The following is a 24,336-nucleotide window of genomic DNA, read 5'->3' as shown; positions in this document are numbered from 1 at the left end:
TAGCACGGGAGCGAATCATGTCCGTCACGGACCGCCACGCGTCATCGTCGAAATGTCCGTTTCATCCTGCGCCGGCCGCGGCGAGCGCACCGAACGGCTGTCCGGTGAGCGCCGCCGCAGCCGCGTTCGATCCGTTCGACGACGGCTACCAGCAGGACCCGCCCGAGTACGTGCGCTGGGCGCGCGAGCAGGAGCCGGTGTTCTACAGCCCCAGACTCGGCTACTGGGTCGTCACGCGCTACGACGACATCAAGGCGATCTTTCGCGACACCCTCACGTTCAGCCCGTCGATCGCGTTGGAGAAGATCACGCCCACCGGCCCCGAGGCGAACGCGGTGCTCGCGTCGTACGGCTTTGCGCTGAACCGCACGCTCGTCAACGAGGACGAGCCCGCGCACATGCCGCGCCGCCGCGCGCTGCTCGACCCGTTCACGCCCGACGCGCTGAGGCATCACGAACCGATGGTGCGCCGGCTCGCGCGCGAATACGTGGACCGTTTCATCGACGACGGTCGAGCGGATCTGGTCGACCAGATGCTGTGGGAAGTGCCGCTCACCGTCGCGCTGCACTTTCTCGGCGTGCCCGAGGAGGACATGGACACGCTGCGCGAATACTCGATCGCGCACACGATCAACACGTGGGGGCGCCCGAAACCGGAGGAGCAGGTCGCGGTCGCGCATGCGGTCGGCAAGTTCTGGCAGTTCGCGGGCAAGGTGCTCGACAAGATGCGCGAGAATCCGTCCGGGCCCGGCTGGATGCAGTACGGGATCCGCAAGCAGAAGGAACTGCCGGACGTGATCACCGATTCGTATCTGCATTCGATGATGATGGCGGGCATCGTCGCCGCGCACGAGACGACCGCGAACGCGACGGCGAACGCGATGAAACTGCTGCTGCAGCATCCGGACGCGTGGCGCGACATCTGCGAGGATCCGTCGCTGATTCCGAACGCGGTCGAGGAGTGCCTGCGCCACAACGGCTCGGTCGCCGCATGGCGACGGCTCGCGACGAAGGACGTGACGATCGGCGGCATCGACATTCTGGCGGGCTCGAAGCTGCTGATCGTCACGTCGTCCGCGAATCACGACGAAGCGCGCTTCGCGGACGCCGACCTGTTCGACATCCGCCGCGAGAACGCGAACGATCAGCTGACGTTCGGCTATGGATCGCATCAGTGCATGGGCAAGAATCTCGCGCGCATGGAGATGCAGGTCTTCCTCGACGAGTTCACGCGCCGTCTGCCGCACATGAAGCTCGCCGAGCAGCGCTTCACGTATGTGCCGAACACGTCGTTCCGAGGCCCCGAGCATCTGTACGTCGAATGGGATCCTGCGCTGAATCCCGAGCGCCGCGACCCGTCGGTGCTGCACCCGCGCGCGGCGGTGCGCATCGGCGAGCCGCCGTCGCACGCGGTGAGCCGCGCGGTCACGGTCGAACGCGTGTCGATGTGCGCGGATCGCATCGCCCACATCCGGCTCGTGTCCGCCGACGGCCGCCCGCTGCCGCGCTGGACGCCCGGCTCGCACATCGACGTGATCTGCGGCGATACCGGCATCACGCGCCAGTATTCGCTGTGCGGCGACCCGGACGAGCGCGACGTGTACGAGATCGCGGTACTGCACGAAGCGCAGAGCCGCGGCGGATCGGCGTGGGTGCATGCGAACCTGCGCGCCGGCGATGGGCTGAAGATTCGCGGCGCGCGCAATCACTTCCGCTTCGCAGCCGACGTCGACAAGGCCATCTTCGTCGCGGGCGGCATCGGCATTACGCCGATCAGTGCGATGGCGCGCGAAGCGAAGGCGCGCGGCATCGATTACGAAATCCACTACAGCGGCTCGCGACGTGCGTCGATGGCGATGCTCGGCACGCTCGCCGCGCTGCATGGGGAGCGTCTGCACGTATACGTGTCGGAAGAAGGCTCGCGTAACGACTTTCGCGCGCTGTTCGCGCAGCCGGCCGACGACACGCACATCTACGCGTGCGGCCCCGCGCGGATGCTCGACGCACTCGAAGCGAGCTGCGCGCACTGGCCGCGCGATGCGCTGCGAGTCGAGCATTTCGTGTCGACGAAGGCGGCGCTGGATCCGTCGAAGGAGCGGCCGTTCGAAGTCGAACTGAAGGATTCGGGCATCACGCTGACGGTCTCGGCGAACCAGACCGTGCTCGACGCGTTGCAGCACGCGAACATCGACGTGCAGAGCGACTGCCGAGAAGGGCTGTGCGGCTCGTGCGAAGTCCGCGTGCTGGCCGGTCGAGTCGATCATCGCGACAGCGTGCTCACGCGCGCGGAGCGCGACGCGCACGACCGCATGATGGCCTGCTGTTCGCGCGCGTGCGGTGGCGAGCGGCTCGTTCTCGAACTTTGAACGCGCGGTGGCGCCGCGAGCGCCGCTCGCCCCCCATAAACCACAAAAAAGACCGGAGACATGCGCGATGAAAAAGCGTGCCAACCTGATGTTCGCCTGCACCGTCGGCACCACGCTCGAGTGGTACGACTTCTTCGCGTTCGCCGCGTGCGCGGTGCTCGTGTTCGACAAGCAGTTCTTCGTCGTCGGCAATCCACTCGCGGCCACACTGCTCGCGCTCGCGACGTTCGCGGTCGGCTTCGTCGCGCGGCCGCTCGGCGGCATCGTGTTCGGGATGATCGGCGACCGCATCGGCCGCCGCAAGACGCTCGTCGTCAGTCTGCTGATGATGGGCATCAGCACGTTCTGTGTCGGCCTGCTGCCGACCTATGCGTCGATCGGCATCGCGGCGCCGCTGCTGCTCGTGCTGCTGCGGATCGTGCAGGGGATCGCGGTCGGCGGCGAAGCGACCGGGGCGATCCTGATGATCGCCGAATCGATGCCCGCCGCGCAGCGCGGCTTCTGGACCAGCTTCACGATGTTCGCCGGCCCGCTCGCGAACGTGCTGACCGCGTTCGTGATCGGGCTGGTGCAGCGGTTCTACGGCGATGCCGCATTCGTCGACTGGGCGTGGCGGATTCCGTTCTTCATCTCCGCGCTGCTCGTGATCGTCGGTTTCTGGACGCGCCGGCGCGTCGAGGAATCGGCGGCATTCGCCGAGCTGGCCGCCGCGCATCGGACGGTCGAGCGCGCGTCGCTGCGCGAAACGTGTGCGGGCAACTGGCGGCAGATGGCGCGTGCGTTCTTCGTGAAGGCCGCGGAAAACACGTTCCTGTATCTGTTCTCGACGTTCGCGCTCGGACTCGCGACCGGCTATCTGCACTTCAGCCGGCCGCAGGCGCTGTCCGCGCTGATGTGGGCGTCGGCGATCGAGGTCGTCGTCATCCTGATCGCCGCGCACGTGTCGGACCGGGTCGGACGGCGCCCGGTGCTGATCGCCGGCTTGCTCGGCGCGGCGGTCGCCGGTTGTTCGTTGTTCACGTTGTCGCCGGGCAGCGATTATGCGCATCTGCAACTCGCGTTGATCGCGTGCCTGGCCTGCCACGGCATCATTCTCGGACCGATGGCCGCGTACATGGCCGAACTGTTTCCGACGCGGGTGCGCTTTACCGCACTGTCGACCAGCTATCAGCTCGCATCGGTGCTCGGCGGGTCGATCGCCCCGATCGTCGGCACGCTGCTCGTGAGCTATACGGGCTCGGCGATCTTCGTCGCGGGTTACGCGATGCTGATGGCGCTTCCCGCGTTCGTCGCGGTGATCGCGTCGCGCGAATCGCGCGGTGAGGACATCGATTCACAGTCGATGTTCGCCGGACATGCGATGCGGACGAACGACCGGCCGCGCTCGACGCATGCGTAAAGAACGGCGGCCGCGTGATGCGGGCGAAGAAGCGGGTTGCGCGGCTGCGGGTCCGATCCGTCCGTATTAACCCTGATTAAAAAACCTTATCACGGTGAAAAATTCCGCATCTTATTGAACCGATATCGGCTGGATATAGTGGCTCGCTTTCCCGCACGCGCCACCGGCGTGCGCAGATAAACGCAGGAGCCCCTTGATGACCACCGATACCCGATTCACCGAAGTCGAGGATCTGATGCCCGCCGCCGGCGGGCTGCGCGAGATCCGTCACCACATCCATCACCACCCCGAACTCGCGTACGAAGAGCACGACACGGCCGCGCTCGTCGCCGACAAGCTCGAGCAATGGGGCTGGCAGGTGACGCGCGGGGTCGGCAAGACGGGTGTGGTCGGCACGCTGCGGGTGGGCGACGGCACGCGCAGCATCGGCATTCGCGCCGACATGGATGCGTTGCCGATCGTCGAGGCGACCGGCCTGCCGTATGCGAGCGGCACGCACGGCAAGATGCACGCGTGCGGCCACGACGGCCACACGACGATGCTGCTCGGCGCCGCGCAGCATCTCGCGAAGACGCGCAACTTCTCGGGCACCGTCCACCTGTATTTCCAGCCGGCGGAAGAGCACGGCGTCGACAGCGGCGCGAAGAAGATGATCGACGACGGCTTGTTCGAGCGCTTCCCGTGCGATGCGGTGTTCGGCATGCACAACCATCCGGGCGCGGCGCCCGGCGTGTTCCTCACGCGCCGCGGCCCGTTCATGTCGGCCGGCGACAAGGCGATCATCACGATCGAGGGCGTCGGCGGCCACGCGGCGCGGCCGCACCTGACGGTCGATCCGGTCGTCGTCGCCGCGAGCATCGTGATGGCGTTGCAGACGATCGTCGCGCGCAACGTCGACCCGTCGCAGCCGGCGGTCGTCACGGTCGGCTCGATGCACGCCGGCACCGCGAACAACGTGATTCCGAACGGCGCGCGCCTCGAACTCAGCGTGCGTTCGTTCAGCCCGGAAGTGCGCGCGCTGCTCAAGCGCCGCATCACCGAGCTGGCGCAAACGCAGGCCGCGAGCTACGGCGCGAGCGCGAACGTCGAGTACATCGAAGGCTATCCGGTCGTCGTCAATACGGATGCCGAAACGGATTTCGCCGCGCAGGTCGCGCGCGAACTCGTCGGCGATGCGCACGTGGTCGAGCAGACCGACCTGCTGATGGGCAGCGAGGATTTCGCGTTCATGCTGCAGCAGCGGCCGGGCTCGTTCGTGCGGCTCGGCAACGGCGAAGGCGAGGACGGCTGCATGGTGCACAACCCGAAATACGACTTCAACGATCGCAACCTGCCGATCGGCGCGGCGTTCTGGACGCGCCTCGTCGAGCGTTACCTCGGGCAGTGATCGCGGCGGCGGCGCGCGGTCGGCGCTTCCGGCCGCATTGACAGGAGAGGATAGCGATGCAGAAAGACCATCTCGCGCTGCACCCGGCGTCGGCGGGCGTGGCCGAAGCCGACACGCCTGCCGTCACGCGGCGCGGCGCGATCGCAGCGGCCGTGATCGGCAACTGGCTGGAATTCTTCGATTTCACCGTGTACGGCTTCTTCGCGGTGCTGATCGGCAAGCTGTTCTTCCCGTCGAGCGACCCGACCACGTCGCTGCTGCTGTCGGTCGCGACGTTCGCCGCCGGCTTCTTCACGCGGCCGCTCGGCAGCGTCGTGCTCGGCGTGTACGCGGACCGCAAGGGGCGCAAGGCCGCGCTGAACCTGACGATCATGCTGATGGCGCTCGGCACCGGCCTGATCGCGATCGCGCCGACCTATGCGCAGGTCGGCGTGGCCGCGCCGTTGCTCGTCGTGTTCGCGCGGTTGCTGCAGGGCTTCTCGCAGGGCGGCGAATTCGGCGCGGCGACGTCGACGCTGCTCGAACAGGGCGGCACGTCGCGCCGCGGATTCCGCGCGAGCTGGCAGCTCGCGACGCAGGGCGGCGCCGCGCTGATGGGCTCGGGCTTCGCGGCGCTGCTGTCGAACACGATGACGAAGGACGCGCTCGAAGGCTGGGGCTGGCGGCTGCCGTTCCTCGTCGGCGTGCTGATCGCGCCGGTCGGAATGGTTCTGCGTCGCCGGCTCGCGGACGACGCGCCCGGCGACCGCCATCACGGGATCGAGCGCGGCGTGCTGCACGAGCTGTTCTCGAAGCACACGCGCACGGTGGTGCTGCTGATGCTCACGGTGATGGGCGGCACGGTGTCGACCTACATCCTGACGTTCTACATGCCGACCTACGCGATCCATACGCTCGGCCTGCCGATGAAGCTGTCGATGTTCGTCGGCGTCGCGTCGGGCTGCGTGATGCTGGTCACGTGCCCGCTGTTCGGCTGGCTGTCGGACAAACTCGGCAGCCGCCGCCTGCCGATCTTCGTCGGCCGCGGCGTGCTGGTCGCGCTGCTGTTCCCGGCGTTCTGGCTGATGAACCATCATCCGACGCTGTCGGTGATCCTGCCGCTGACCGCGCTGATGCTGCTGTTCTATTCGCTCGGCTCGGCATCGGAAATGGCGTTGATGTGCGAGTCGCTGCCGCGCCACGTGCGCGCGACGGGCATCTCGATCGCGTATGCGCTCGCGGTGACGATCTTCGGCGGCACCGCGCAGTTGATCGCGACCTGGCTCGTGAAGACGACCGGCAGCAAGCTCGCGCCGGCCGGCTACGTGGCCGCATGCGTGGTGCTGTCGCTGATCGCGGTCGCGATGCTGCGCGAGACGGCGCGGGAATCGCTGGACTGACCCGGCACGCGATGCGCGGCGCGGCCGTGTGTGCTTACCGCCCGCGCACCACCCTCAGATACGACGCGAGCATCGTCGCAAGTTCCTGCGCGGCCGGCGTCAGCGGCACGGCCGCGCGTTGCAGCAGGCAGACGTCCTGCGCGTCGGCCCGTTCGCATACGGGTACTTTCGCAAGCGCGCCGGCGAACGGCCCGTGCCGCGTGATCGCCTCGGTTTCGAGCGCGAGGGAATCGGTCTGCGTGACGATCTGCAGCGTCTCGAACATCCCTTCGACGGTCGCGAGAATCCTCGGCGGCGGCTGGCCGTGCGCGTCGAAGTACGCGAGCAGCCGGTTGACGACCGGATCGGCGCTCAGGTTCGGCGAGCGCGTCGACACCCATCCATAGTCGGCCAGCTCGGCGAGCGATTGCGCGTGCATCGCCGGGTGCCCGTTGCGGCACACGACCACCGGCGCCGACGTGCGCAGCGGCGTGACCGCGAGATCGGTCGTGTCGGTCTGCTTCGCGACCAGCGCGATCGCGAAATCGACCGCGCTTTCGCGCAGCCAGCCGATCATCATCCGCGACGTGCCGGTGCGCAGGTGCACGTCCACCTTGTCGAAGCGCGCGCGGAACGCGGTCAGCACGGGCGCGAACGCGTCGATCAGCGGCTCGGTCACGAGGCCGAGCGTGACGGTGCCTTCGTAGGCGCCGCTCAACTGACGGATTTCCCGCTCGACCTGCTCGCATTCGCCGAGGATCGAACCGGAGCGCGCGAGCAGCCGCTGGCCGACGGCCGTCGGCACGATCCCGCGATTGGTCCGCGTGAACAGCGTCGCGCCGAGCGTCGCCTCGAGGCCCTGCAGTTGCTGCGTGACGCCGCTTTGCGCGAGGTCGAGCGCGCGGGCGGCCGCGCGCAGGCTGCCGTGCTCGACGACGGCCTGGAAGATGCGGAGCTGGGACAGCGTGAACGCCATGGGAAGCAGCGAAGCCGGTGATCGGAAATACCGATCATGATAAGTCAGCCGATGGTTCCGGCGTGGGCCCCGCGCTTCTACGATCGCAGGCAGTCCGGCTCATGCCGTTTGCCTCGCTTCCTGCCCATCGTCGACCATGAAACGTTTCCTCGTCCCGCTCGTTTCCCTGTGCCTTGGCCTGGCCGCCACGTCCGCGTACGCGCTCGACGCGCACGTGGTGCGGCTCGGCATCGACCCGACCTATCCGCCGATGGATGCGAAAGCGCCCGACGGCAGCCTGAAGGGCTTCGACGTCGATCTCGGCAACGAAATCTGCCGCCGCGCGCAGTTGCGCTGCCAGTGGGTCGAGCTCGAATTCTCCGGGATGATTCCCGCGCTGCAGGCGCGCAAGATCGACGCGATCCTGTCGTCGATGGCGATCACCGCGAAGCGCGAGAAGCAGATCCTGTTCTCGTCGAAGCTGTTCCGTTTCAAGTCGCGGCTCGTCGCGCGGCCCGGCAGCGGGCTCGACGGCACGGCGGCGTCGCTGGCCGGCAAGCGCGTCGGCGTGCAGTCGGGCACGCAGTTCGAATCGTGGGCGCTCGCGCACTGGGCGCCGGCCGGCGTCGGCGTGGTGCCGTACAAGAGCCAGGACGACGTGTTCGCCGATCTCGTCAACGGCCGCCTCGACGCGGCGCTGCTCGGCACCGTGGAAGCCGATTACGGGTTCCTGCGCCAGCCGCGCGGCAAGGGTTTCGCGTTCGTCGGCGCGCCGCTCGACATGGGCGATCGCGGCGTCGGCATCGGCATGCGGCAGTCGGATACCGCGCTGAAGGCGTCGATCGACGGCGCGATCGCGTCGATGCTGAAGGACGGTACGTACGAGCGGATCGCGAAGCAGTATTTCGATTTCAACCCGTACGGCGACTGAACGCCGGGCGACCTCGACGTTTCACCCGCTTCTTCGTTTTCATTTCGTTCGAGACCATCGATGCAGATTCGCACTACGCCGCTCCTGTCGCCGTCGATCGGCACGCAGCGCACGCTGACGAGCTTTCATTTCGGGCCGGCCGACAGCGGCCGCAAGATCTATCTGCAGGCCGCGCTGCACGCGGACGAGACGCCCGCGATGCTCGCGGCGTTCGTGCTCAAGCAGCGCCTCGCGCAGCTCGACGCCGAAGGCCGGCTCGCGGCCGAAATCGTGCTCGTGCCGGTATCGAACCCGATCGGCCTCAATCATCATCTGCTCGGGCAGTTCATCGGCCGTTTCGACCTCGCGAGCGGCCGCAACTTCAATCGCGGCTTCCTGCCGCTCGCGGAGATCGCCGCGAGCGCGCGTGACCGGCTCGGCGACGACGGCGCGCACAATCGCGCGATCGTGCGCGAATGCGTCGGGGCGGCGCTCGCGGAAATCGCGCCGCGCACCGAATTCGATGCGCTGCAGCTTGCGCTGCTGAAGCTGTCGCACGACGCCGACGTCGTGATCGACCTGCATTGCTCGCTTGAAGCGGTGATGCACGTGTACACGAGCGATAGCGCGTGGCCGGACGTCGAGCCGCTCGCGCGTTATCTCGGTGCACAGGTGTCGCTGCTCGCCGAGGACTCGGGCGGGCACGCGTTCGACGATGCGCATCACCTGCTGTGGTCGCGGTTGAGTGCGCTTTTGCCGGCCGGTACGCCGATGGCGGCCGGCACGGTGGCCGTGACGGTCGAGTGCCGCGGCCAGCGCGACGTGACGTACGAATATGCGCAACGCGACGCCGACGCGCTCGTCGACTATCTGGTGTGGCGCGGCGCGGTGCGCGGCGAACCCGCGCCGCTGCCGCCGCTGGCCGCGCCGGCCACGCCGCTCGCGGGCAGCGAGCAGTTCTACGCGCCGGTGAGCGGGATTCTCGTGCACCGTGCGGCGATCGGCGCGACGATCCGTGCGGGCGATCCGCTGTTCGACATCGTCGATCCGCTGACGGATGCGGTCACGACGATCTCGAGCGCGACCGACGGCGTGTTCTACATGCGCCGCGCGATCCGCTTCGTGACGGCCGGCGCGCCGCTCGGCCGCGTGACGGGCACGGTGCCGGTGCGCAAGGGGATGCTGCTGGGCGCGTGAGCGGCGGGACGGGCGCGTGTCCGAGTGGTGCCCCGCAATTTCGTTCTCGTCAAATTGACCGGGCGTGGCCGCATCCCTAAATTGATTGATGCGGAGCGCGCTCCGTGTTCCGTGAGAAGGACGTTGCAAGCAGAGTCAGAGAGTTGAGCGGGCGGCCCATGCCGCCCGTCTTTTTATCCGCGCGATCCGCGAATGACCGTCGTGCCGGTCCCGCGAGCGAAGTAACCGCTCACCCGCGCCGCGCGACCAGTTCCGACACCGTCTGCGCGGCCTGCTGCAGCGGCCCGAGAAACTCCTTCACCATCTGCTTCGCGGTATGCCGCTGCGCGTTGCCGCTGATGTTCATCGCGGCGATGATCTGCCCGCGCCGGTTGCGGATCGGCGCGGACAGCGACATCAGCCCCACTTCGAGTTCCTGGTCGACCACGGCCCAGCCCTGCTGGCGCGCCTGAGCGATCGCCGCCTTCAGCTCGCCGAGGTCGGTGATCGTGCGCGGCGTGTGCGCGCGGATGCCGCTCTGCGCGAGCGTTTCGTCGAGCGCCGCGTCGTCGAGCGCGGACAGCAGCACGCGGCCCATCGACGTGCAGTACGCGGGCAGCCGGCTGCCGATCGACAGGTTGATCGTCATGATCTTGCGGGTCGGCACGCGCAGCACGTAGACGATCTCGGTGCGATCGAGCACCGCGGCCGAGCAGCTTTCGTGGATCTGCGCGGACAACTGCTCCATTACCGGATCGGCGAGATTCCAGAACGGCATCGACGTGAGATACGCGAAGCCGAGCTCGAGGATCTTCGGCGTGAGCCGGAACAGCCGGCCGTCGGCCTCGACGTAGCCGAGCGTCTGCAGCGTGAGCAGGATCCGGCGTGCGCCCGCGCGCGTGAGGCCGGTGGCCGACGCGACCTCGGTGAGCGTCTGCTCCGGGCGCGTCGCGTCGAACGCGCGGATCACCGCGAGGCCGCGCGCGAACGACTGCACATAGGAGTCGCCGGGTTTCTGGATGTCTTCGGTTGTCATGAACGGTTGGTTTGTCGTGCAGCCGAGAAGATAGCGCATGGGGCCTGACACGCCAACCGCCCGGCGGACCGCGCGCTTGACAGGTCGTCCCCGCACTCCCTATGATGCGTTGAACGTTCGATACACGATCTTATGTTCGTATATAGAACATTTAAGCGCATCCCGGCGGGCAATGCAAGGGGCGCGCCCTGTTCATTTCCCAGCCTTCCGTGGGACCGGAGACACTGATGACCGAAGCTTTTCTGTGTGATGCGATCCGTACGCCGATCGGGCGTTACGGCGGTGCACTGTCCGGCGTGCGCGCCGACGATCTGGGCGCGGTGCCGCTCAAGGCGCTCGTCGAGCGCAACCGCGACGTCGACTGGACGGCGATCGACGACGTGATCTACGGCTGCGCGAACCAGGCCGGCGAGGACAATCGCAACGTCGCGCGCATGTCGGCGCTGCTCGCGGGCTTGCCGGAAGGCGTGCCGGGTTCGACGATCAATCGCCTGTGCGGGTCGGGGATGGATGCGGTCGGCGTGGCCGCGCGCGCGATCAAGTCGGGCGAAGCCGCGCTGATGGTCGCGGGCGGCGTCGAGAGCATGACGCGCGCGCCGTTCGTGATGGGCAAGGCCGCGAGCGCGTTCGCGCGCCAGGCCGACATCTACGACACGACGATCGGCTGGCGCTTCGTCAATCCGCTGATGAAACAGCTGCATGGCGTCGATTCGATGCCGGAGACCGCCGAGAACGTCGCGGTCGACTACAACGTCAGCCGCGCGGATCAGGACCTGTTCGCGCTGCGCAGCCAGCAGAAGGCCGCACGCGCGCAGCAGGACGGCACGCTCGCCGAAGAAATCGTGTCGGTCACGATTGCGCAGAAGAAGGGCGATCCGCTGGTCGTGTCGCGCGACGAGCATCCGCGCGAAACGTCGCTCGAGACGCTCGCGAAGCTGAAGGGCGTCGTGCGCCCGGACGGCTCGGTCACGGCCGGCAACGCGTCGGGCGTGAACGACGGCGCCGCCGCGTTGCTGCTCGCGAACGAGGCAACCGCGAAGCGCTTCGGCCTGACGCCGCGCGCCCGCGTGCTGGGGATCGCGACGGCCGGCGTCGCGCCGCGCGTGATGGGTATCGGCCCCGCGCCGGCCACGCAGAAGCTGCTCGCCCGACTCGGGATGACGATCGACCAGTTCGACGTGATCGAGCTGAACGAGGCATTTGCGTCGCAAGGTCTTGCGGTGCTGCGCATGCTCGGCGTCGCCGACGACGATCCGCGCGTGAACCCGAACGGCGGCGCGATCGCGCTCGGCCACCCGCTCGGCGCATCGGGTGCGCGCCTCGTGACGACCGCGATGTACCAGTTGCATCGTACGAACGGCCGCTTTGCGCTGTGCACGATGTGCATCGGCGTCGGCCAGGGCATCGCGATCGCGATCGAACGCGTGTGAGCGGCGTGATGCGGTGAAGCGGCCGGATACGCGCCGCTTTGCTGCTGCGCTGTTTCCCCTACGAAGGGCGGCACGAGACATCTCGCGCCGCCCTTCGTCGTTAACCACCGGCCCGCGACAGTTGCCTGAAGCGCGCGCCGCCATCCGCGCGCCAGCCGTCAGGCCATCGGCCCTTCCAGATGAATGTCGTCGGGCTCGAGCGCGTAAAGCTCGGGATCGGGCGACGCGCTGACCGTGAAGCCGAGCCGCAGGTAGAAGTCGATCGTGCGCTGCGACGGCGTGGCCGATACGTACAGCCGCTCGGCGCCCATTGCACGCGCCTGCGCGCGGGCCGTGCGGTAGAGCTGTTCGCCGAGCCCGCAGCCGCGCCAGTCGTGGCTCACGTGCAGGAACTTCAGCTGCAGCATGTCGCGTTGCGGGCCGAGCCGCCGGCTGTCGACGACCGCCGCCGCGACCAGCCGCGCGCCGTCGAACCTGCCGAGAAACCAGCCGCCGCGGTCGTGGCAGTCGAGCAGGATCGGCGTGTAGTGATCGGCTTCGCCGTCGGGCCAGCCGGCCACGTCGTAGAACTCGGGCACGAGATGCAGCGTGCCGTCGCGCAGCACGTACAGGTATTCGATGATTTCGCGCCGGTCGATGGTCCATACGAGCGGTACGTCGTCGCGCGCAAGCGGGCGGGCCGACAGCGCGTCGCGTTCGGCGGCGGTGCGGCGCGTCATGCGGCCCTCCGGTGCGCGGCGATCGTACTCGTCGGCGGCAGGCGCGGCATGCGGTCGGGCGGCGCCATCCGATAGCCGTCCGGTTCGCGTTGTCCCGGAAACCGCGTGGCGTCGCCATTCCGGAAAAACGCGGCCTGATCGCGTTGATGGCGCTCATGCGCGGCCGTCGCGGTATTCCAGGACAGCCGATTCAGCTCATGCAATGCCTTTTTCATCGAATTCGAATTCCAGTGGAATGGAGCAGGATAGGCCAATCGTTTCGCTGCACGCAACAGCGGCCGGCATTGCCAATGTCGTTCGGCGCTTCGTGACCGACAGATAAACGTGCGCGGGGATTATCGGCGGATTATTTGATCTGAATCATGGTAATGGCCGGATTGCCCGTTTTATTCGCATCGAAATTAAGGTTTGCCGGTGAATTGCCGACAGTAAGGACGAGAGTGTCGTAAAGCGAACAACCGTTTTTCGGCTACTGAGCGCGATTTCAGCGCGGCGCGGACGACAGATCCGCCTTTCGGAGCCTTGCATGCGCAACAACCAGCCCGTTACCCAACAGGAATTCGATTTTCCCGACGACGTCACGCTGATGTCGACGACCGATGCCGACAGCATCATCACCTACGCCAACACGACGTTCGCGCAAGTGAGCGGCTTCTCGACCGAGGAGCTCGTCGGCCAGCCGCACAACGTGGTCCGTCACCCGGACATGCCGAAGGAGGCGTTCGCCGACATGTGGGCGACGCTGCGGCGCGGCGAGCCGTGGACCGCGCTCGTGAAGAACCGCCGCAAGAACGGCGACCACTACTGGGTGCGCGCGAACGCGATTCCGGTGATGCGCAACGGCGCGCCGCAGGGCTATATGTCGGTGCGCACGAAGGCGCCGCACGACGAGAGTACTGCCGCGGACGCGCTGTATCGCGCGTTTCGCGACGGCAAGGCCGGCCGGCGCCGGTTCCACAAGGGGCTCGTGATCCGCACCGGGCTGCTGCGAGTCGCGTCGCTGCCGCAGACGATGTCGGTGCGTGCGCGCGTTCATGCGGCACTGTGCGTGCTGGCGCCGGCCGTCGTCGGCGCGGGATGGGCCTGCGGGCTCACCGGCGGCGGGCTCGCGGCGTTTGCCGGCGTGACGGCCGGCGTGGCGGTCGCGGCAGGCTGGTGGCTCGACGCGCAGATCGTGCAACCGCTGAAGCGGCTGCACGAGCAGGCGCTGAACGTCGCGACCGGCGAGAGCCGGCGCGGCGTACGGATGAACCGCGTCGACGAGATCGGCATGACGCTGCGCACGATCAACCAGCTCGGGCTGATGTTCCGCTGGCTCGTCGACGACGTCAGCGAGCAGGTGCACAACGTGCAGCGCGCGAGCAACGAGATCGCGCAAGGCAACAGCGACCTGAGCGCGCGCACCGAACAGGCCGCGTCGAGCGTGCAGCAGACGGCCGCGTCGATGGCCGAGATGACGGCGACCGTATCGAGCAACGCGGAGACGGCGCTGCAGGCGAATCAGCTGTCCGTTTCCGCGAGCGGCGCGGCCGAGCGCGGCGGGCAGGCGGTGAGCGAGGTCGTCGCGACGATGAGAGAGATCACCGACAGCTCGCGCAGGATCGCGGACATCATCGGCGTGATCGACGGCATCGCGTTCCAGACCAACATCCTCGCGCTGAACGCGGCGGTCGAGGCCGCGCGTGCGGGCGAACAGGGGCGCGGTTTCGCGGTGGTGGCCGGCGAAGTGCGCGCGCTCGCGCAGCGCAGCGCGAACGCGGCGAAGGAAATCAAGACGCTGATCGGCGCGAGCGTCGAGCGCGTCGAGTCGGGTGCGCGGATCGTCGACGGCGCGGGCAAGACGATGGAGGACATCGTCACGCAGGTGAAGCGCGTGTCGGACCTGATCGCGGAGATCAGCTCGTCGACGGCCGAGCAGAGCACCGGCGTCGCGCAGGTCGACCAGGCAGTCGTCCACCTGGACAACATCACGCAGCAGAACGCGGCGCTCGTCGAGCAGAGCACGGCGGCGTCGGAAAGCCTGAAGCAGCAGGCGACGCGGCTCGTCGATGCGGTGAACGTGTTCAGGTGAGGGTTGCAAGCGTGCGCGACGTGCGGATTCGATCAATGAATCCGGCATGTCGCGCACGATACATGTTCGGATTGGCGAATTCAATCGAATGACGCCAAACGCGAAATATTCGTATTTACGACTTTATCGTTACGCGCTAAATCGGGCCGAACGCATCACGTCGAACGATCGGGCGAATGGCCGTCAGGCCGTTGTCCGGCCACGCATTCTGGTTTATCCATAAACAAATCATTCGGCAAAAACACGATCATGCATCTTTAATGCATATTTACCCGAGTACGGCATCATGTTTTGGCGGAATTTGCCGAAAGCGCAGGAGTCGACTCACACGCGGGCGAATCGATCGCCATGCGTGGAGTCTCGAATCAATCGACGAACGGACGCAAGATCCGTCACCCGGAGCTCCACACCATGCGCAACAACCAGCCTGTCACGCAACGCGAATTCGAATTTGCCGATGATGCGACGCTGATGTCGACGACCGACGTCGACAGCCACATCACGTACGCGAACGCGGCGTTCATCCAGGTCAGCGGTTTTTCTCCCGAGGAGATCGAGGGCCAGCCGCACAACGTGGTACGGCATCCGGACATGCCGAAGGAAGCGTTCGCCGACATGTGGGCGACGCTCAAGGGCGGCGAGCCGTGGACCGCGCTCGTGAAGAACCGCCGCAAGAACGGCGATCACTACTGGGTGCGCGCGAACGCGATTCCGGTGATGCGCAACGGGCAGCCGAAGGGCTACATGTCGGTGCGCACGAAGGCGACACGCGACGAGATCGCGGCCGCCGAGGCGCTGTATCGCGATTTCCGCGAAGGCAAGGCCGGCAGCCGCCGGTTCCACAAGGGATTGATCGTGCGCACGGGCGCGATGCGCGTCGCGTCGCTGTTCCAGACGATGTCGGTGCGGGCCCGGCTAGTGTCGACGCTGTGCGTCCTCGCGCCGGCTGTCGTCGGCGCCGGCTGGGCGGCCGGGTTGACCGGCGGCGCGTTCGCGGCGTTTGCCGGTGCGGCGGTCGGCGTGACGGCGGCGGCCGGGCTGTGGCTCGATGCGCAGATCGTGCGGCCGCTGGGGCAACTGCGCGACGAGGCGTTGCGCGTGGCGACCGGCGAGAGCCGCAGCGGCGTGCGGATGAACCGGGTCGACGAGATCGGCATGACGCTGCGCACGATCAACCAGCTCGGGTTGATGTTCCGCTGGCTCGTCGACGACGTCAGCGAACAGGTGTTGAACGTGCAGCGCGCGAGCAACGAGATCGCGCAAGGCAACAACGATCTGAGCGCGCGCACCGAGCAAGCGTCGACGAGCGTGCAGCAGACGGCCGCGTCGATGGCCGAGATGACGGCCACCGTGTCGAGCAATGCGGAGACGGCGCTGCAGGCGAATCAGTTGTCCGTTTCCGCGAGCGAGGCGGCCGGGCGCGGCGGGCAGGCGGTGAACGAAGTCGTCGCGACGATGAACGACATCACCGACAGCTCGCGCAAGATCGCGGACATCATCGGCGTGATCGACGGCATCGCGTTCCAGACCAACATTCTCGCGTTGAACGCGGCCGTCGAGGCGGCGCGCGCGGGCGATCAGGGGCGAGGCTTCGCGGTGGTCGCCGGCGAAGTGCGCGCGCTCGCGCAGCGCAGCGCGAACGCGGCGAAGGAGATCAAGACGCTGATCGGCGCGAGCGTCGAGCGGGTCGAGTCGGGCGCGCGGATCGTCGATGGCGCGGGCAAGACGATGGAGGACATCGTCACGCAGGTGAAGCGCGTGTCGGACCTCATTGCGGAGATCAGCTCGTCGACGGCCGAGCAGAGCACGGGCGTCGCGCAGGTCGACCAGGCAGTCGTGCATCTGGACAACATCACGCAGCAGAACGCGGCGCTCGTCGAGCAGAGCACGGCGGCGTCGGAAAGCCTGAAGCAGCAGGCGACGCGGTTGGTCGAGGCGGTGAACGTGTTCCGCTGATCGCGGGAGGGGAAGGTGACGCGGGCACGGCGGAGAGGGATACCGGCCCGCGTCGGGCCGCCCGGTTCCGGCCGGGCGGCCAGGGCCTGTCGCCGAGGCGGCAGGCCCCGAACCGTCAGACGGCGAGGCAGAGGTACTTGATCACGACGTAGTCATCGATGCCGTAGTGCGAGCCTTCGCGGCCGAGGCCCGACTGCTTGACGCCGCCGAACGGCGCGACTTCGTTCGAGATCAGGCCCGTGTTCACGCCGACCATCGCGTATTCGAGCGCTTCGGCCACCTTCCACACGCGGCCGATGTCGCGGCTGTAGAAGTACGCGGCCAAGCCGAACTCGGTGTCGTTCGCGAGGCGGATCACCTCGTCGTCGCTGCCGAACTTGAACAGCGGCGCGAGCGGCCCGAACGTCTCTTCCTTCGCGACCTTCATCGCCGGCGTGACGCCCGTCAGCACGGTCGGCTCGAAGAAGCCGTGGCCGAGCGCATGGCGCTTGCCGCCCGTCACGACGGTCGCACCCTTCGCGAGCGCGTCCTCGATGTGCGCCTCGACCTTCAGCACGGCCGCTTCGTTGATCAGCGGGCCCTGCGTGACGCCCGGCTCCGTGCCGCGGCCGACCTTCAGCTGGCCGACGGCCGCCGCGAGCTTCTGCGCGAACGGGTCGTACACGGCTTCGTGCACGTAGAAGCGGTTCGTGCACACGCACGTCTGGCCGCTGTTGCGGTACTTCGACGCGATCGCGCCCTGCACGGCCGCATCGAGATCGGCGTCGTCGAACACGATGAACGGCGCGTTGCCGCCGAGCTCCAGCGACACCTTCTTGACCGTCGCCGCGCATTGCGACATCAGCAGGCGGCCGACCGGCGTCGAGCCGGTGAACGACAGCTTGCGCACGATCGGGTTCGACGTCAGTTCGCCGCCGATCGCCTTCGGGTCGCCCGTGACGACGCTGAACACGCCGGCCGGCACGCCCGCGCGCTCGGCCAGCACGGCCATCGCGAGCGCCGAGAACGGCGTCGCTTCGGCCGGCTTCACGACGATCGGGCAGCCTGCGGCGAGCGCCGGGCCGACCTTGCGCGTGATCATCGCCGCCGGGAAATTCCACGGTGTGATCGCCGCGCACACGCCGATCGCTTCCTTCGTCACGACGATGCGCTTGTCGCTCGCCGGCGTCGGGATCGTGTCGCCGTACACGCGCTTGCCTTCTTCCGCGAACCACTCGAGGAACGACGCCGCATAGCCGATCTCGCCCTTCGCTTCGGCGAGCGACTTGCCTTGCTCGGTCGTCAGGATCAGCGCGAGGTCGTCGGCGTTTTCCATCATCAGGTCGTGCCACTTGCGCAGGATCGTCGCGCGCTCCTTCGCGGTCTTCTTGCGCCACGCGGGCCAGGCGGCGTTCGCGGCTTCGATCGCGTGACGCGTCTCGGCCGTGCCCATCGCCGGCACGGTGCCGAGCAGGCCGCCGGTCGCCGGGTTGCGGACCTCGAACGACTCGCCGTTCGTTGCGCCTTGCCATTCGCCGTTGATGTACGCCTGCTGGCGGAACAGCGACGGATCTTTCAGTGCCAGGGTTTCCTGAACAGTGCTCATATGAATCGCCTGCTATGAAAAGGACGGATGAAAACGGCCGCCGCCGTCTTCACGACGGCGGCGGCGCATTCAGTGGAAGCGGACGGGCACTCAGGCCGGCACGCCGACCGTTTCCTTCAGCACTTCCTCGAGGATCACGAGCGCTTCGTCGAACACGGCTTGCGGGATCGTCAGCGGGAACAGGAAGCGCACGACGTTCGAGTACACGCCGCACACGAGCAGCAGCAGCCCGCGCTCGAGCGCACGCGTCTGCACGCGCTTCGTGAATTCGGCATCCGGCTCGCCCGAACCCGGCTTCAGGAATTCGACCGCGATCATCGCGCCCGGGCCGCGCACGTCGGCGATCTGCGGCACGTCGGCCTGCAGCGCGTTCAGCTTCGCCTTCAGCACGTCGCCGAGCTGCGTCGCGCGCTCGCACAGCTTCTCTTCGTCGATGATCTCGAGCACCGCGTGCGCCGATGCGACGGCCAGCGGGTTGCCCGCGTAGGTGCCGCCGAGGCCGCCGGGAGCCGCTGCGTCCATCACGTCCGCACGGCCGACGACGCCCGACAGCGGCATGCCGCCCGCGAGGCTCTTCGCCATCGTGATCAGGTCGGCCAGCACGTCGTAGTGCTGCATCGCGAACAGCTTGCCGGTACGCGCGAAGCCCGTCTGCACTTCGTCGGCGATCAGCAGGATGCCGTGTTCGTTACAGATCTTGCGCAGCGCGCGCACGAATTCGGCCGGCGCCGGGTTGAAGCCGCCTTCGCCCTGGACCGGTTCGAAGATGATCGCGGCGACGCGCTTCGGATCGATGTCGGCCTTGAACAGCATCTCGATCGCCTTGATCGAATCGGCGGTCGTCACGCCGTGCACGGCGTTCGGGTACGGCGCGTGGAACACGTCGCCCGGGAACGGGCCGAAGTTCAGCTTGTACGGCGCGACCTTGCCGGTCAGCGCCATGCCCATCATCGTGCGGCCGTGGAAACCGCCCGAGAACGCGATCACGCCCGGACGGCCGGTGGCCGCACGCGCGATCTTGATCGCGTTCTCGACGGCTTCGGCGCCGGTCGTGAAGAACGCGGTCTTCTTCGGGAAGTCGCCCGGCGCGCGCTCGTTGATCTTCTCGGCCAGCTCGACGTACGACGCGTACGGGACGATCTGGTAGGCGGTGTGCGTGAAGTGGTTCAGCTGATCGGCGATCGCCTTGACGATCTTCGGGTGGCGGTGGCCCGTGTTCAGCACCGCGATGCCGGCGGCGAAATCGATGAAGCGGCGGCCTTCGACGTCCCACAGCTCCGCGTTCTCGGCGCGGGCTGCGTAGAAATCGCACATCACGCCGACGCCGCGCGGGGTGGCGGCGTTCTTGCGGGCCTGCAGGTCGGCATTCTTCACGGTCATCTCCTTGATGTTCTGTCCGGTGGGTAGGAAATCGGGCGCCTGGGCAGCCCATGGAGGCGACTATAATCACATTTGGCTCTGGCAATCAGAGCCATTTCAATAAATATTCAGGAGCCAATCATGCGCGCAAGCGTGTTGTCGGACTGGCTGGCGCAGCGCCTCGTGCGCGGCGGCGAACAGCCGATCTACCGGCAGCTGCATCGCCTGCTGCAACAGGCGATCCTGTCGCGCGAACTGCCGGCCGGCACGCGCGTGCCGTCGTCGCGACTGCTGGCCGCCGAGCTCGGGATCGCGCGCAACACGGTCACGCAGGTTTACGAACAGCTTGCGCTTGAAGGCTATGTGAACTCGGCGACGGGCCGCGGCACCTTCGTCGCCGACAGCGCGCCGGACGAGATCGTCGGCGCGCCGTCCGACGCGGCGGCCGGCCCGGCCGTCGCGACGCCGTCCGCGCGGCGGCTGTCCGCGCGCGGCACGCGGCTCGTCGAAGGCGCCGGCGTGTCGAAGCGCCAGGGCGGCGCGTTCATGCCGGGCGTGCCCGATGTGTCGCGCTTTCCGGCGCGCGTGTGGACGCGGCTGCACAACAAGTACTGGCGCCGCCTGCGCCCGGACCTGCTGACCTACGCGCCCGGCGGCGGGCTCGCGCTGCTGCGCGAGGCGCTGGCCGACTACCTGCGCACGTCGCGCTCGGTGCGCTGCACGCCCGAGCAGATCGTGATCACGACCGGCATCCACCAGTCGATCGACCTCGCGGTGCGCCTGCTGACCGACCCGGGCGACGCGATCTGGACCGAAGATCCGTGCTACTGGGGCGTGCGCAGCGTGCTGAACGTGTCGGGGCTGACCACGCGGCCGATTCCGGTCGACGACGAAGGCATCGCGCCGTCGGCGGCCGATCTGGCCGAGCCGCCGAAGCTGATGCTCGTCACGCCGTCGCACCAGTATCCGCTCGGGATGGTGATGAGCCTCGCGCGGCGGCGGATGCTGCTCGAATACGCGCGCCAGCACGGCTGCTGGATCATCGAGGACGACTACGACAGCGAATTCCGCTATGGGAGCCGGCCGCTCGCGTCGCTGCAGGGCCTCGACACGGCCGGGCAGGTGATCTACGTCGGCAGTTTCGGCAAGACGCTGTTTCCGGGGCTGCGGGTCGGTTATCTGGTCGCGCCGGAGCCGCTCGCGGAGAGTTTCGCGACCGCGAGCGCCGAGCTGTATCGCGAAGGGCAGTTGCTGCAGCAGGCGGTGCTCGCCGAATTCATCGCGGAAGGGCATTTCGTGTCGCATATCCGCAAGATGCGCACGCTGTACGGGCAACGCCGCGAGGTGCTGCTCGACGCGGTCGCGCGCCGCTACGGCGATACGCTGCACGCGCTCGGCAGCGACGCGGGGCTGCATCTGGTCACGCAATTGCCCGATGGCGTCGACGATCGCGCGGTCGCGCAGGCGGCGCTCGAGCGCAACATCGTCGTGCGGCCGCTGTCCGGGTATTACGCGGATCGCTCGCGCGCTGCATCGGGATTGCTGCTCGGCTATGCGTGCGTGCCGGAAGACGAGATCGCGACCGCGTTCGCGACGCTTGCCGAGGCGATCGACGAGCGGGCGTTCGGCGGGGCCGTTGCGCTGGCTTGACGGGTGAGCACAAGCGATATCGACGCGTTGCGATTCCGTCAAAGGCCGGTCGAAGCGCGATTCTCTCCGCAACGTGGAGTGCGTATCGGGCGCGCTCGCGCCGAATTGTCGATAATAGAACGTTGTTATTCACCGGATGCCGACGATGACCGAAGCCACCCAAGCCCAGCCTGCCGTTCCGCGCCTCACGAGCCTGTCGCACGGGGGCGGCTGCGGCTGCAAGATCGCGCCGGGCGTGCTGTCCGAGCTGCTCAAGCGCGCGACGCCGCCCGCGCTGTTCCCCGATCTGCTGGTCGGCACCGAGACGTCCGACGACGCGGCCGTCTACCGGCTCAACGACGAGCAGGCGATCGTCGCCACCACCGATTTCTTCATGCCGATCGTCGACGATCCGTTCGACTTCGGCCGTATCGCGGCCACCAATGCGCTGTCCGACGTCTATGCGATGGGCGGCAAGCCGATCCTCGCACTCGCGCTGGTCGGCATGCCGATCAACGTACTGCCGCACGAGACGATCGCGGCCGTGCTGCGCGGCGGCGAATCGGTGTGCGCGGAGGCCGGCATTCCGGTCGCCGGCGGCCATTCGATCGATTCGGTCGAGCCGATCTACGGGCTCGCGGCGATCGGCGTCGTGCATCCGTCGCGCGTGAAGCGCAACGCGGCCGCGCGCGCGGGCGACGTGCTCGTGCTCGGCAAGCCGCTCGGCGTCGGCGTGCTGTCGGCCGCGCTGAAGAAGAACCAGCTCGATGCCGACGGTTACGCGCAAATGGTCGCGACTACAACGAAGCTCAACCGGCCGGGCGCCGAACTCGCCGCGTTGCCGGGCGTGCATGCGCTGACCGACGTCACCGGCTTCGGGCTGCTCGGCCATACGCTCGAACTGGCGCGCGGCGCGCAGCTCACCGCGCGCGTGCACTACGCGTCGCTGCCGTGGCTCGCGGGCGTCGAGACGTTCGTTGCCGACGGCGTGTTCACCGGCGCGTCGGGCCGCAACTGGGCCGCGTACGGCACGGACGTGCGGCTCGCCGACGGGCTGCCGCCCGTCGCGCAGGCACTGCTGACCGATCCGCAGACGTCCGGCGGGCTGCTGGTCGCGTGTGCACCGGAAGCGGTCGACGACGTGCTCGCCTGCTTCCGCGCCGACGGTTTCGACCGCGCGGCCGTGATCGGCGAGATGGTGGACGGGCCTGCGCGCGTCGACGTCGCCTGATTCCGGATTCACACGCCGGATCGTTTCGACGTCGCTGGAATCGATGCCTTCCATCGACGGTATTGATGCCATCGACGACCGATGAACGACTTCCTGTTCGGGCTGATGATCGCGCTGTCGGTCGGGCCCGTCGCACTGATGATCGCGAACTACGGCATGCGCACCGGCACTGGCTGCTCGGCGCAGCGTGCGTGTTTGCGGGCAGCCTCGCGGGGCAGCTCGTGTTCGCGTTCGGCGGCAGCGCGATCGGGCGCTTCGTGAAATCGCCGGGGTGGCTCGCGGCGAGCCACGTGGTCGCCGCATTCGTCGTGCTCGGTTACGGCGTCGCGGGGTTGATGCGCGTGTAGTGCGGCGAGAGACGGCCGACGTCGCGCGTGGCGAAGAACCCGATAGCATTCCTGATGTTTGAAAGGCCGCGGCGAACGTACGATTTTCGATCACGCAACATGCGTTCGTTCGCACGAAACACCACCCGTCGTTTCGTAGTCGGGTTCCGCATCGCGCACGCCCGTTCTATACTCCCTCGCGCAGTCTCCGACAGCCGTTCTCACCCAACACCATCGAAACAAGGAACGCCGATGCTGACTCGCTCCATTCTTTCCGCCGCTGCATTCTCGCTCGCCGCCTGTGCGACCGCGCCATCGATCGCGCAGGACAATCAGGGCAACGACGCAGGCAACGCCGCATTCGCCGAGACCGGCTCGCATGGCCGCCCGGTCAAGGTCATGATCATCACGATGTTCGGCCCGGAAGGCCAGGCGTGGCTCGACCGGCTCGGCCCGTGGCGCGACATCGCCGTGCCCGGCCTGTCGCCCGACTATCCGGCCGTCCACTGCAACAAGCAGGACGTGTGCGTGGTGACGACCGGCATGGGCTATGCGAACGCGTCGGCGACGATCATGGCGCTCACGTTCTCGCAGCGCTTCGATCTGCGCCGCACGTATTTCCTGGTCTCGGGCATCGCGGGCGTCGACCCTGCACAGGGCACGGTCGGGTCGGCCGCGTGGTCGAAATACCTCGTCGATTTCAGTCTGCAGTGGGAGCTCGATGCGCGCGAGATTCCGGCCGGGTGGAACACCGGCTTCCTCGGCATCAACACGAAGAGCCCGAGCGACAAGCCGCCGCTCGACTATCGCACCGAAGTGTTCCAGCTCAACCCGCAGTTGACCGATGCCGCGTATGCGTTGTCGCGCAACGTCGTGCTCGCCGACAGCGCACAGGCGCAGGCCGCGCGCGCGAAGTTCACGTATGCGCCGGCGAACCGGCCGCCGACGGTGATCCAGTGCGACACGTCATCGGGCAACACGTGGTTCTCGGGCACGCTGATCGGCGAGCGCGCGCGCCAGTGGACCAAGATCCTGACGGACGGCAAGGGCACCTACTGCATGACCGCGCAGGAAGACAACGCGACGTTCGAAGCGCTCAAGCGCGCGGCGAGCGTGAAGCGGGTCGACCTGTCGCGCGTGGCGGTGCTGCGCACGGGGTCCGACTTCGACCGGCCGTATGCGGGGCAGACGAGCGCCGACAACCTGCTGAACTACGCGGATCAAGGCGGCTTCGCGCCCGCGACCGAAAACCTGTATCGCGCCGGCAATCCGCTGGTGCAGGAGATCGTCACGCACTGGGGCGAATGGCGTGATGGGGTGCCGCGTCGTTGATCGCCGCAGGACGGTATCAGCGACGCGTCGACGCGAGCCTTAATGCGATTGCGGCCCGGAACGGAACGGCGTCCACACCGGCGTGGTGTCGTCCCAGTGATCGAGCGGCGA

Annotated in this window: 17 protein-coding genes and 2 pseudogenes; 13 read left to right on the top strand and 6 right to left on the bottom strand. The window is 67.7% G+C overall.

Features of this window, described 5'->3' with window-relative positions:
* Nucleotides 1-17: 17 nt before the first annotated feature.
* The 4 genes from HWX76_RS20400 (at nucleotide 18) to HWX76_RS20385 (ending at nucleotide 6,531) form a co-directional block, all read left to right on the top strand.
* Nucleotides 18-2,366: a cytochrome P450/oxidoreductase gene (locus HWX76_RS20400; protein ID WP_176016271.1), complete on the top strand. Its 2,349-nt coding sequence runs from the start codon at nucleotides 18-20 to the stop codon at nucleotides 2,364-2,366.
* A gap of 67 nt (nucleotides 2,367-2,433) precedes the next feature.
* Nucleotides 2,434-3,765 (top strand): MFS transporter, encoded by a 1,332-nt coding sequence (locus tag HWX76_RS20395; RefSeq protein ID WP_050012116.1) that lies wholly within the window; start codon nucleotides 2,434-2,436, stop codon nucleotides 3,763-3,765.
* A 196-nt stretch (nucleotides 3,766-3,961) separates the two neighbouring features.
* Complete coding sequence (locus HWX76_RS20390; protein ID WP_176016270.1) at nucleotides 3,962-5,152, top strand: M20 aminoacylase family protein; 1,191 nt, start codon at nucleotides 3,962-3,964, stop codon at nucleotides 5,150-5,152.
* A gap of 56 nt (nucleotides 5,153-5,208) precedes the next feature.
* Complete coding sequence (locus HWX76_RS20385; RefSeq protein ID WP_089489820.1) at nucleotides 5,209-6,531, top strand: MFS transporter; 1,323 nt, start codon at nucleotides 5,209-5,211, stop codon at nucleotides 6,529-6,531.
* A gap of 34 nt (nucleotides 6,532-6,565) precedes the next feature.
* On the opposite strand, the gene HWX76_RS20380 is transcribed toward HWX76_RS20385, so the two are convergent.
* On the bottom strand, nucleotides 6,566-7,486 hold the full coding sequence (locus tag HWX76_RS20380; protein WP_050012112.1) for a LysR family transcriptional regulator: 921 nt from the start codon (nucleotides 7,484-7,486) through the stop codon (nucleotides 6,566-6,568).
* A 136-nt stretch (nucleotides 7,487-7,622) separates the two neighbouring features.
* Between HWX76_RS20380 and HWX76_RS20375 the strand changes: the two genes are divergently transcribed.
* On the top strand, nucleotides 7,623-8,396 hold the full coding sequence (locus HWX76_RS20375) for a transporter substrate-binding domain-containing protein (RefSeq protein WP_089489818.1): 774 nt from the start codon (nucleotides 7,623-7,625) through the stop codon (nucleotides 8,394-8,396).
* 60 nt (nucleotides 8,397-8,456) lie between these two features.
* Complete coding sequence (locus HWX76_RS20370) at nucleotides 8,457-9,572, top strand: succinylglutamate desuccinylase/aspartoacylase family protein (protein ID WP_050012110.1); 1,116 nt, start codon at nucleotides 8,457-8,459, stop codon at nucleotides 9,570-9,572.
* Between the two features lie 229 nt (nucleotides 9,573-9,801).
* Here HWX76_RS20370 and HWX76_RS20365 read toward each other — a convergent pair whose 3' ends face one another.
* Nucleotides 9,802-10,587 (bottom strand): IclR family transcriptional regulator, encoded by a 786-nt coding sequence (locus tag HWX76_RS20365; protein ID WP_050012439.1) that lies wholly within the window; start codon nucleotides 10,585-10,587, stop codon nucleotides 9,802-9,804.
* Between the two features lie 227 nt (nucleotides 10,588-10,814).
* Between HWX76_RS20365 and pcaF the strand changes: the two genes are divergently transcribed.
* Nucleotides 10,815-12,017 carry a 3-oxoadipyl-CoA thiolase gene (gene pcaF / locus HWX76_RS20360; protein ID WP_124555307.1) on the top strand — a complete coding sequence of 401 codons (1,203 nt, stop codon included), beginning with the start codon at nucleotides 10,815-10,817 and terminating at the stop codon, nucleotides 12,015-12,017.
* Nucleotides 12,018-12,175: 158 nt separating this feature from the next.
* Here the strand turns inward: pcaF and HWX76_RS20355 are convergent, their stop codons facing one another.
* Entirely contained in the window at nucleotides 12,176-12,736 is a 561-nt protein-coding gene (locus HWX76_RS20355) for an N-acetyltransferase (RefSeq protein ID WP_124594377.1), read from the bottom strand.
* Nucleotides 12,737-12,819: 83 nt separating this feature from the next.
* Nucleotides 12,820-12,951 (bottom strand): annotated as a pseudogene (locus tag HWX76_RS36725) (SAM-dependent methyltransferase); the annotation flags it as partial.
* 311 nt (nucleotides 12,952-13,262) lie between these two features.
* Between HWX76_RS36725 and HWX76_RS20350 the strand changes: the two are divergent.
* Nucleotides 13,263-14,807 (top strand): PAS domain-containing methyl-accepting chemotaxis protein, encoded by a 1,545-nt coding sequence (locus HWX76_RS20350; RefSeq protein ID WP_176016269.1) that lies wholly within the window; start codon nucleotides 13,263-13,265, stop codon nucleotides 14,805-14,807.
* Nucleotides 14,808-15,218: 411 nt separating this feature from the next.
* Nucleotides 15,219-16,763 (top strand): PAS domain-containing methyl-accepting chemotaxis protein, encoded by a 1,545-nt coding sequence (locus HWX76_RS20345; RefSeq protein ID WP_089489812.1) that lies wholly within the window; start codon nucleotides 15,219-15,221, stop codon nucleotides 16,761-16,763.
* Between the two features lie 115 nt (nucleotides 16,764-16,878).
* On the opposite strand, the gene gabD is transcribed toward HWX76_RS20345, so the two are convergent.
* Both gabD and HWX76_RS20335 read right to left on the bottom strand, forming a co-directional pair.
* The gene (gene gabD, locus HWX76_RS20340; protein WP_176016268.1) at nucleotides 16,879-18,348 is read right to left on the bottom strand and encodes an NADP-dependent succinate-semialdehyde dehydrogenase; all 1,470 of its coding nucleotides are present in this window, start codon (nucleotides 18,346-18,348) and stop codon (nucleotides 16,879-16,881) included.
* 90 nt (nucleotides 18,349-18,438) lie between these two features.
* Nucleotides 18,439-19,722 carry a 4-aminobutyrate--2-oxoglutarate transaminase gene (locus tag HWX76_RS20335; RefSeq protein WP_124681046.1) on the bottom strand — a complete coding sequence of 428 codons (1,284 nt, stop codon included), beginning with the start codon at nucleotides 19,720-19,722 and terminating at the stop codon, nucleotides 18,439-18,441.
* A gap of 126 nt (nucleotides 19,723-19,848) precedes the next feature.
* On the opposite strand from HWX76_RS20335, the gene HWX76_RS20330 reads away from it, so the two are divergent.
* The 4 genes and pseudogenes from HWX76_RS20330 (at nucleotide 19,849) to HWX76_RS20315 (ending at nucleotide 24,225) form a co-directional block, all read left to right on the top strand.
* Entirely contained in the window at nucleotides 19,849-21,357 is a 1,509-nt protein-coding gene (locus HWX76_RS20330; protein WP_050017342.1) for a PLP-dependent aminotransferase family protein, read from the top strand.
* Nucleotides 21,358-21,502: 145 nt separating this feature from the next.
* A complete protein-coding gene (gene selD, locus HWX76_RS20325; RefSeq protein WP_080334371.1) occupies nucleotides 21,503-22,567 on the top strand; it encodes a selenide, water dikinase SelD in 1,065 nt (354 codons plus the stop codon).
* 81 nt (nucleotides 22,568-22,648) lie between these two features.
* Nucleotides 22,649-22,914, top strand: a pseudogene (locus HWX76_RS20320) (hypothetical protein).
* 231 nt (nucleotides 22,915-23,145) lie between these two features.
* Nucleotides 23,146-24,225 carry a purine nucleoside permease gene (locus HWX76_RS20315; RefSeq protein WP_176016267.1) on the top strand — a complete coding sequence of 360 codons (1,080 nt, stop codon included), beginning with the start codon at nucleotides 23,146-23,148 and terminating at the stop codon, nucleotides 24,223-24,225.
* Nucleotides 24,226-24,336: the final 111 nt, after the last annotated feature.

It is taken from the genome of Burkholderia sp. BCC0398 (assembly GCF_902833245.1).
Classification (GTDB): Bacteria; Pseudomonadota; Gammaproteobacteria; order Burkholderiales; family Burkholderiaceae; genus Burkholderia; species Burkholderia sola.
This window is presented reverse-complemented; position numbering and strand designations above follow the sequence as displayed.

Coding starts and splice junctions, on each gene's coding strand:
- selD (WP_080334371.1), top strand. CDS start 21,503: ATGACCGAAGCCACCCAAGCCCAGCCTGCCGTTCCGCGCCTCACGAGC.
- HWX76_RS20330 (WP_050017342.1), top strand. CDS start 19,849: ATGCGCGCAAGCGTGTTGTCGGACTGGCTGGCGCAGCGCCTCGTGCGC.
- pcaF (WP_124555307.1), top strand. CDS start 10,815: ATGACCGAAGCTTTTCTGTGTGATGCGATCCGTACGCCGATCGGGCGT.
- HWX76_RS20395 (WP_050012116.1), top strand. CDS start 2,434: ATGAAAAAGCGTGCCAACCTGATGTTCGCCTGCACCGTCGGCACCACG.
- HWX76_RS20380 (WP_050012112.1), bottom strand. CDS start 7,486: ATGGCGTTCACGCTGTCCCAGCTCCGCATCTTCCAGGCCGTCGTCGAG.
- HWX76_RS20370 (WP_050012110.1), top strand. CDS start 8,457: ATGCAGATTCGCACTACGCCGCTCCTGTCGCCGTCGATCGGCACGCAG.
- HWX76_RS20400 (WP_176016271.1), top strand. CDS start 18: ATGTCCGTCACGGACCGCCACGCGTCATCGTCGAAATGTCCGTTTCAT.
- HWX76_RS20345 (WP_089489812.1), top strand. CDS start 15,219: ATGCGCAACAACCAGCCTGTCACGCAACGCGAATTCGAATTTGCCGAT.
- HWX76_RS20355 (WP_124594377.1), bottom strand. CDS start 12,736: ATGACGCGCCGCACCGCCGCCGAACGCGACGCGCTGTCGGCCCGCCCG.
- HWX76_RS20315 (WP_176016267.1), top strand. CDS start 23,146: ATGCTGACTCGCTCCATTCTTTCCGCCGCTGCATTCTCGCTCGCCGCC.
- HWX76_RS20385 (WP_089489820.1), top strand. CDS start 5,209: ATGCAGAAAGACCATCTCGCGCTGCACCCGGCGTCGGCGGGCGTGGCC.
- gabD (WP_176016268.1), bottom strand. CDS start 18,348: ATGAGCACTGTTCAGGAAACCCTGGCACTGAAAGATCCGTCGCTGTTC.
- HWX76_RS20390 (WP_176016270.1), top strand. CDS start 3,962: ATGACCACCGATACCCGATTCACCGAAGTCGAGGATCTGATGCCCGCC.
- HWX76_RS20375 (WP_089489818.1), top strand. CDS start 7,623: ATGAAACGTTTCCTCGTCCCGCTCGTTTCCCTGTGCCTTGGCCTGGCC.
- HWX76_RS20365 (WP_050012439.1), bottom strand. CDS start 10,587: ATGACAACCGAAGACATCCAGAAACCCGGCGACTCCTATGTGCAGTCG.
- HWX76_RS20350 (WP_176016269.1), top strand. CDS start 13,263: ATGCGCAACAACCAGCCCGTTACCCAACAGGAATTCGATTTTCCCGAC.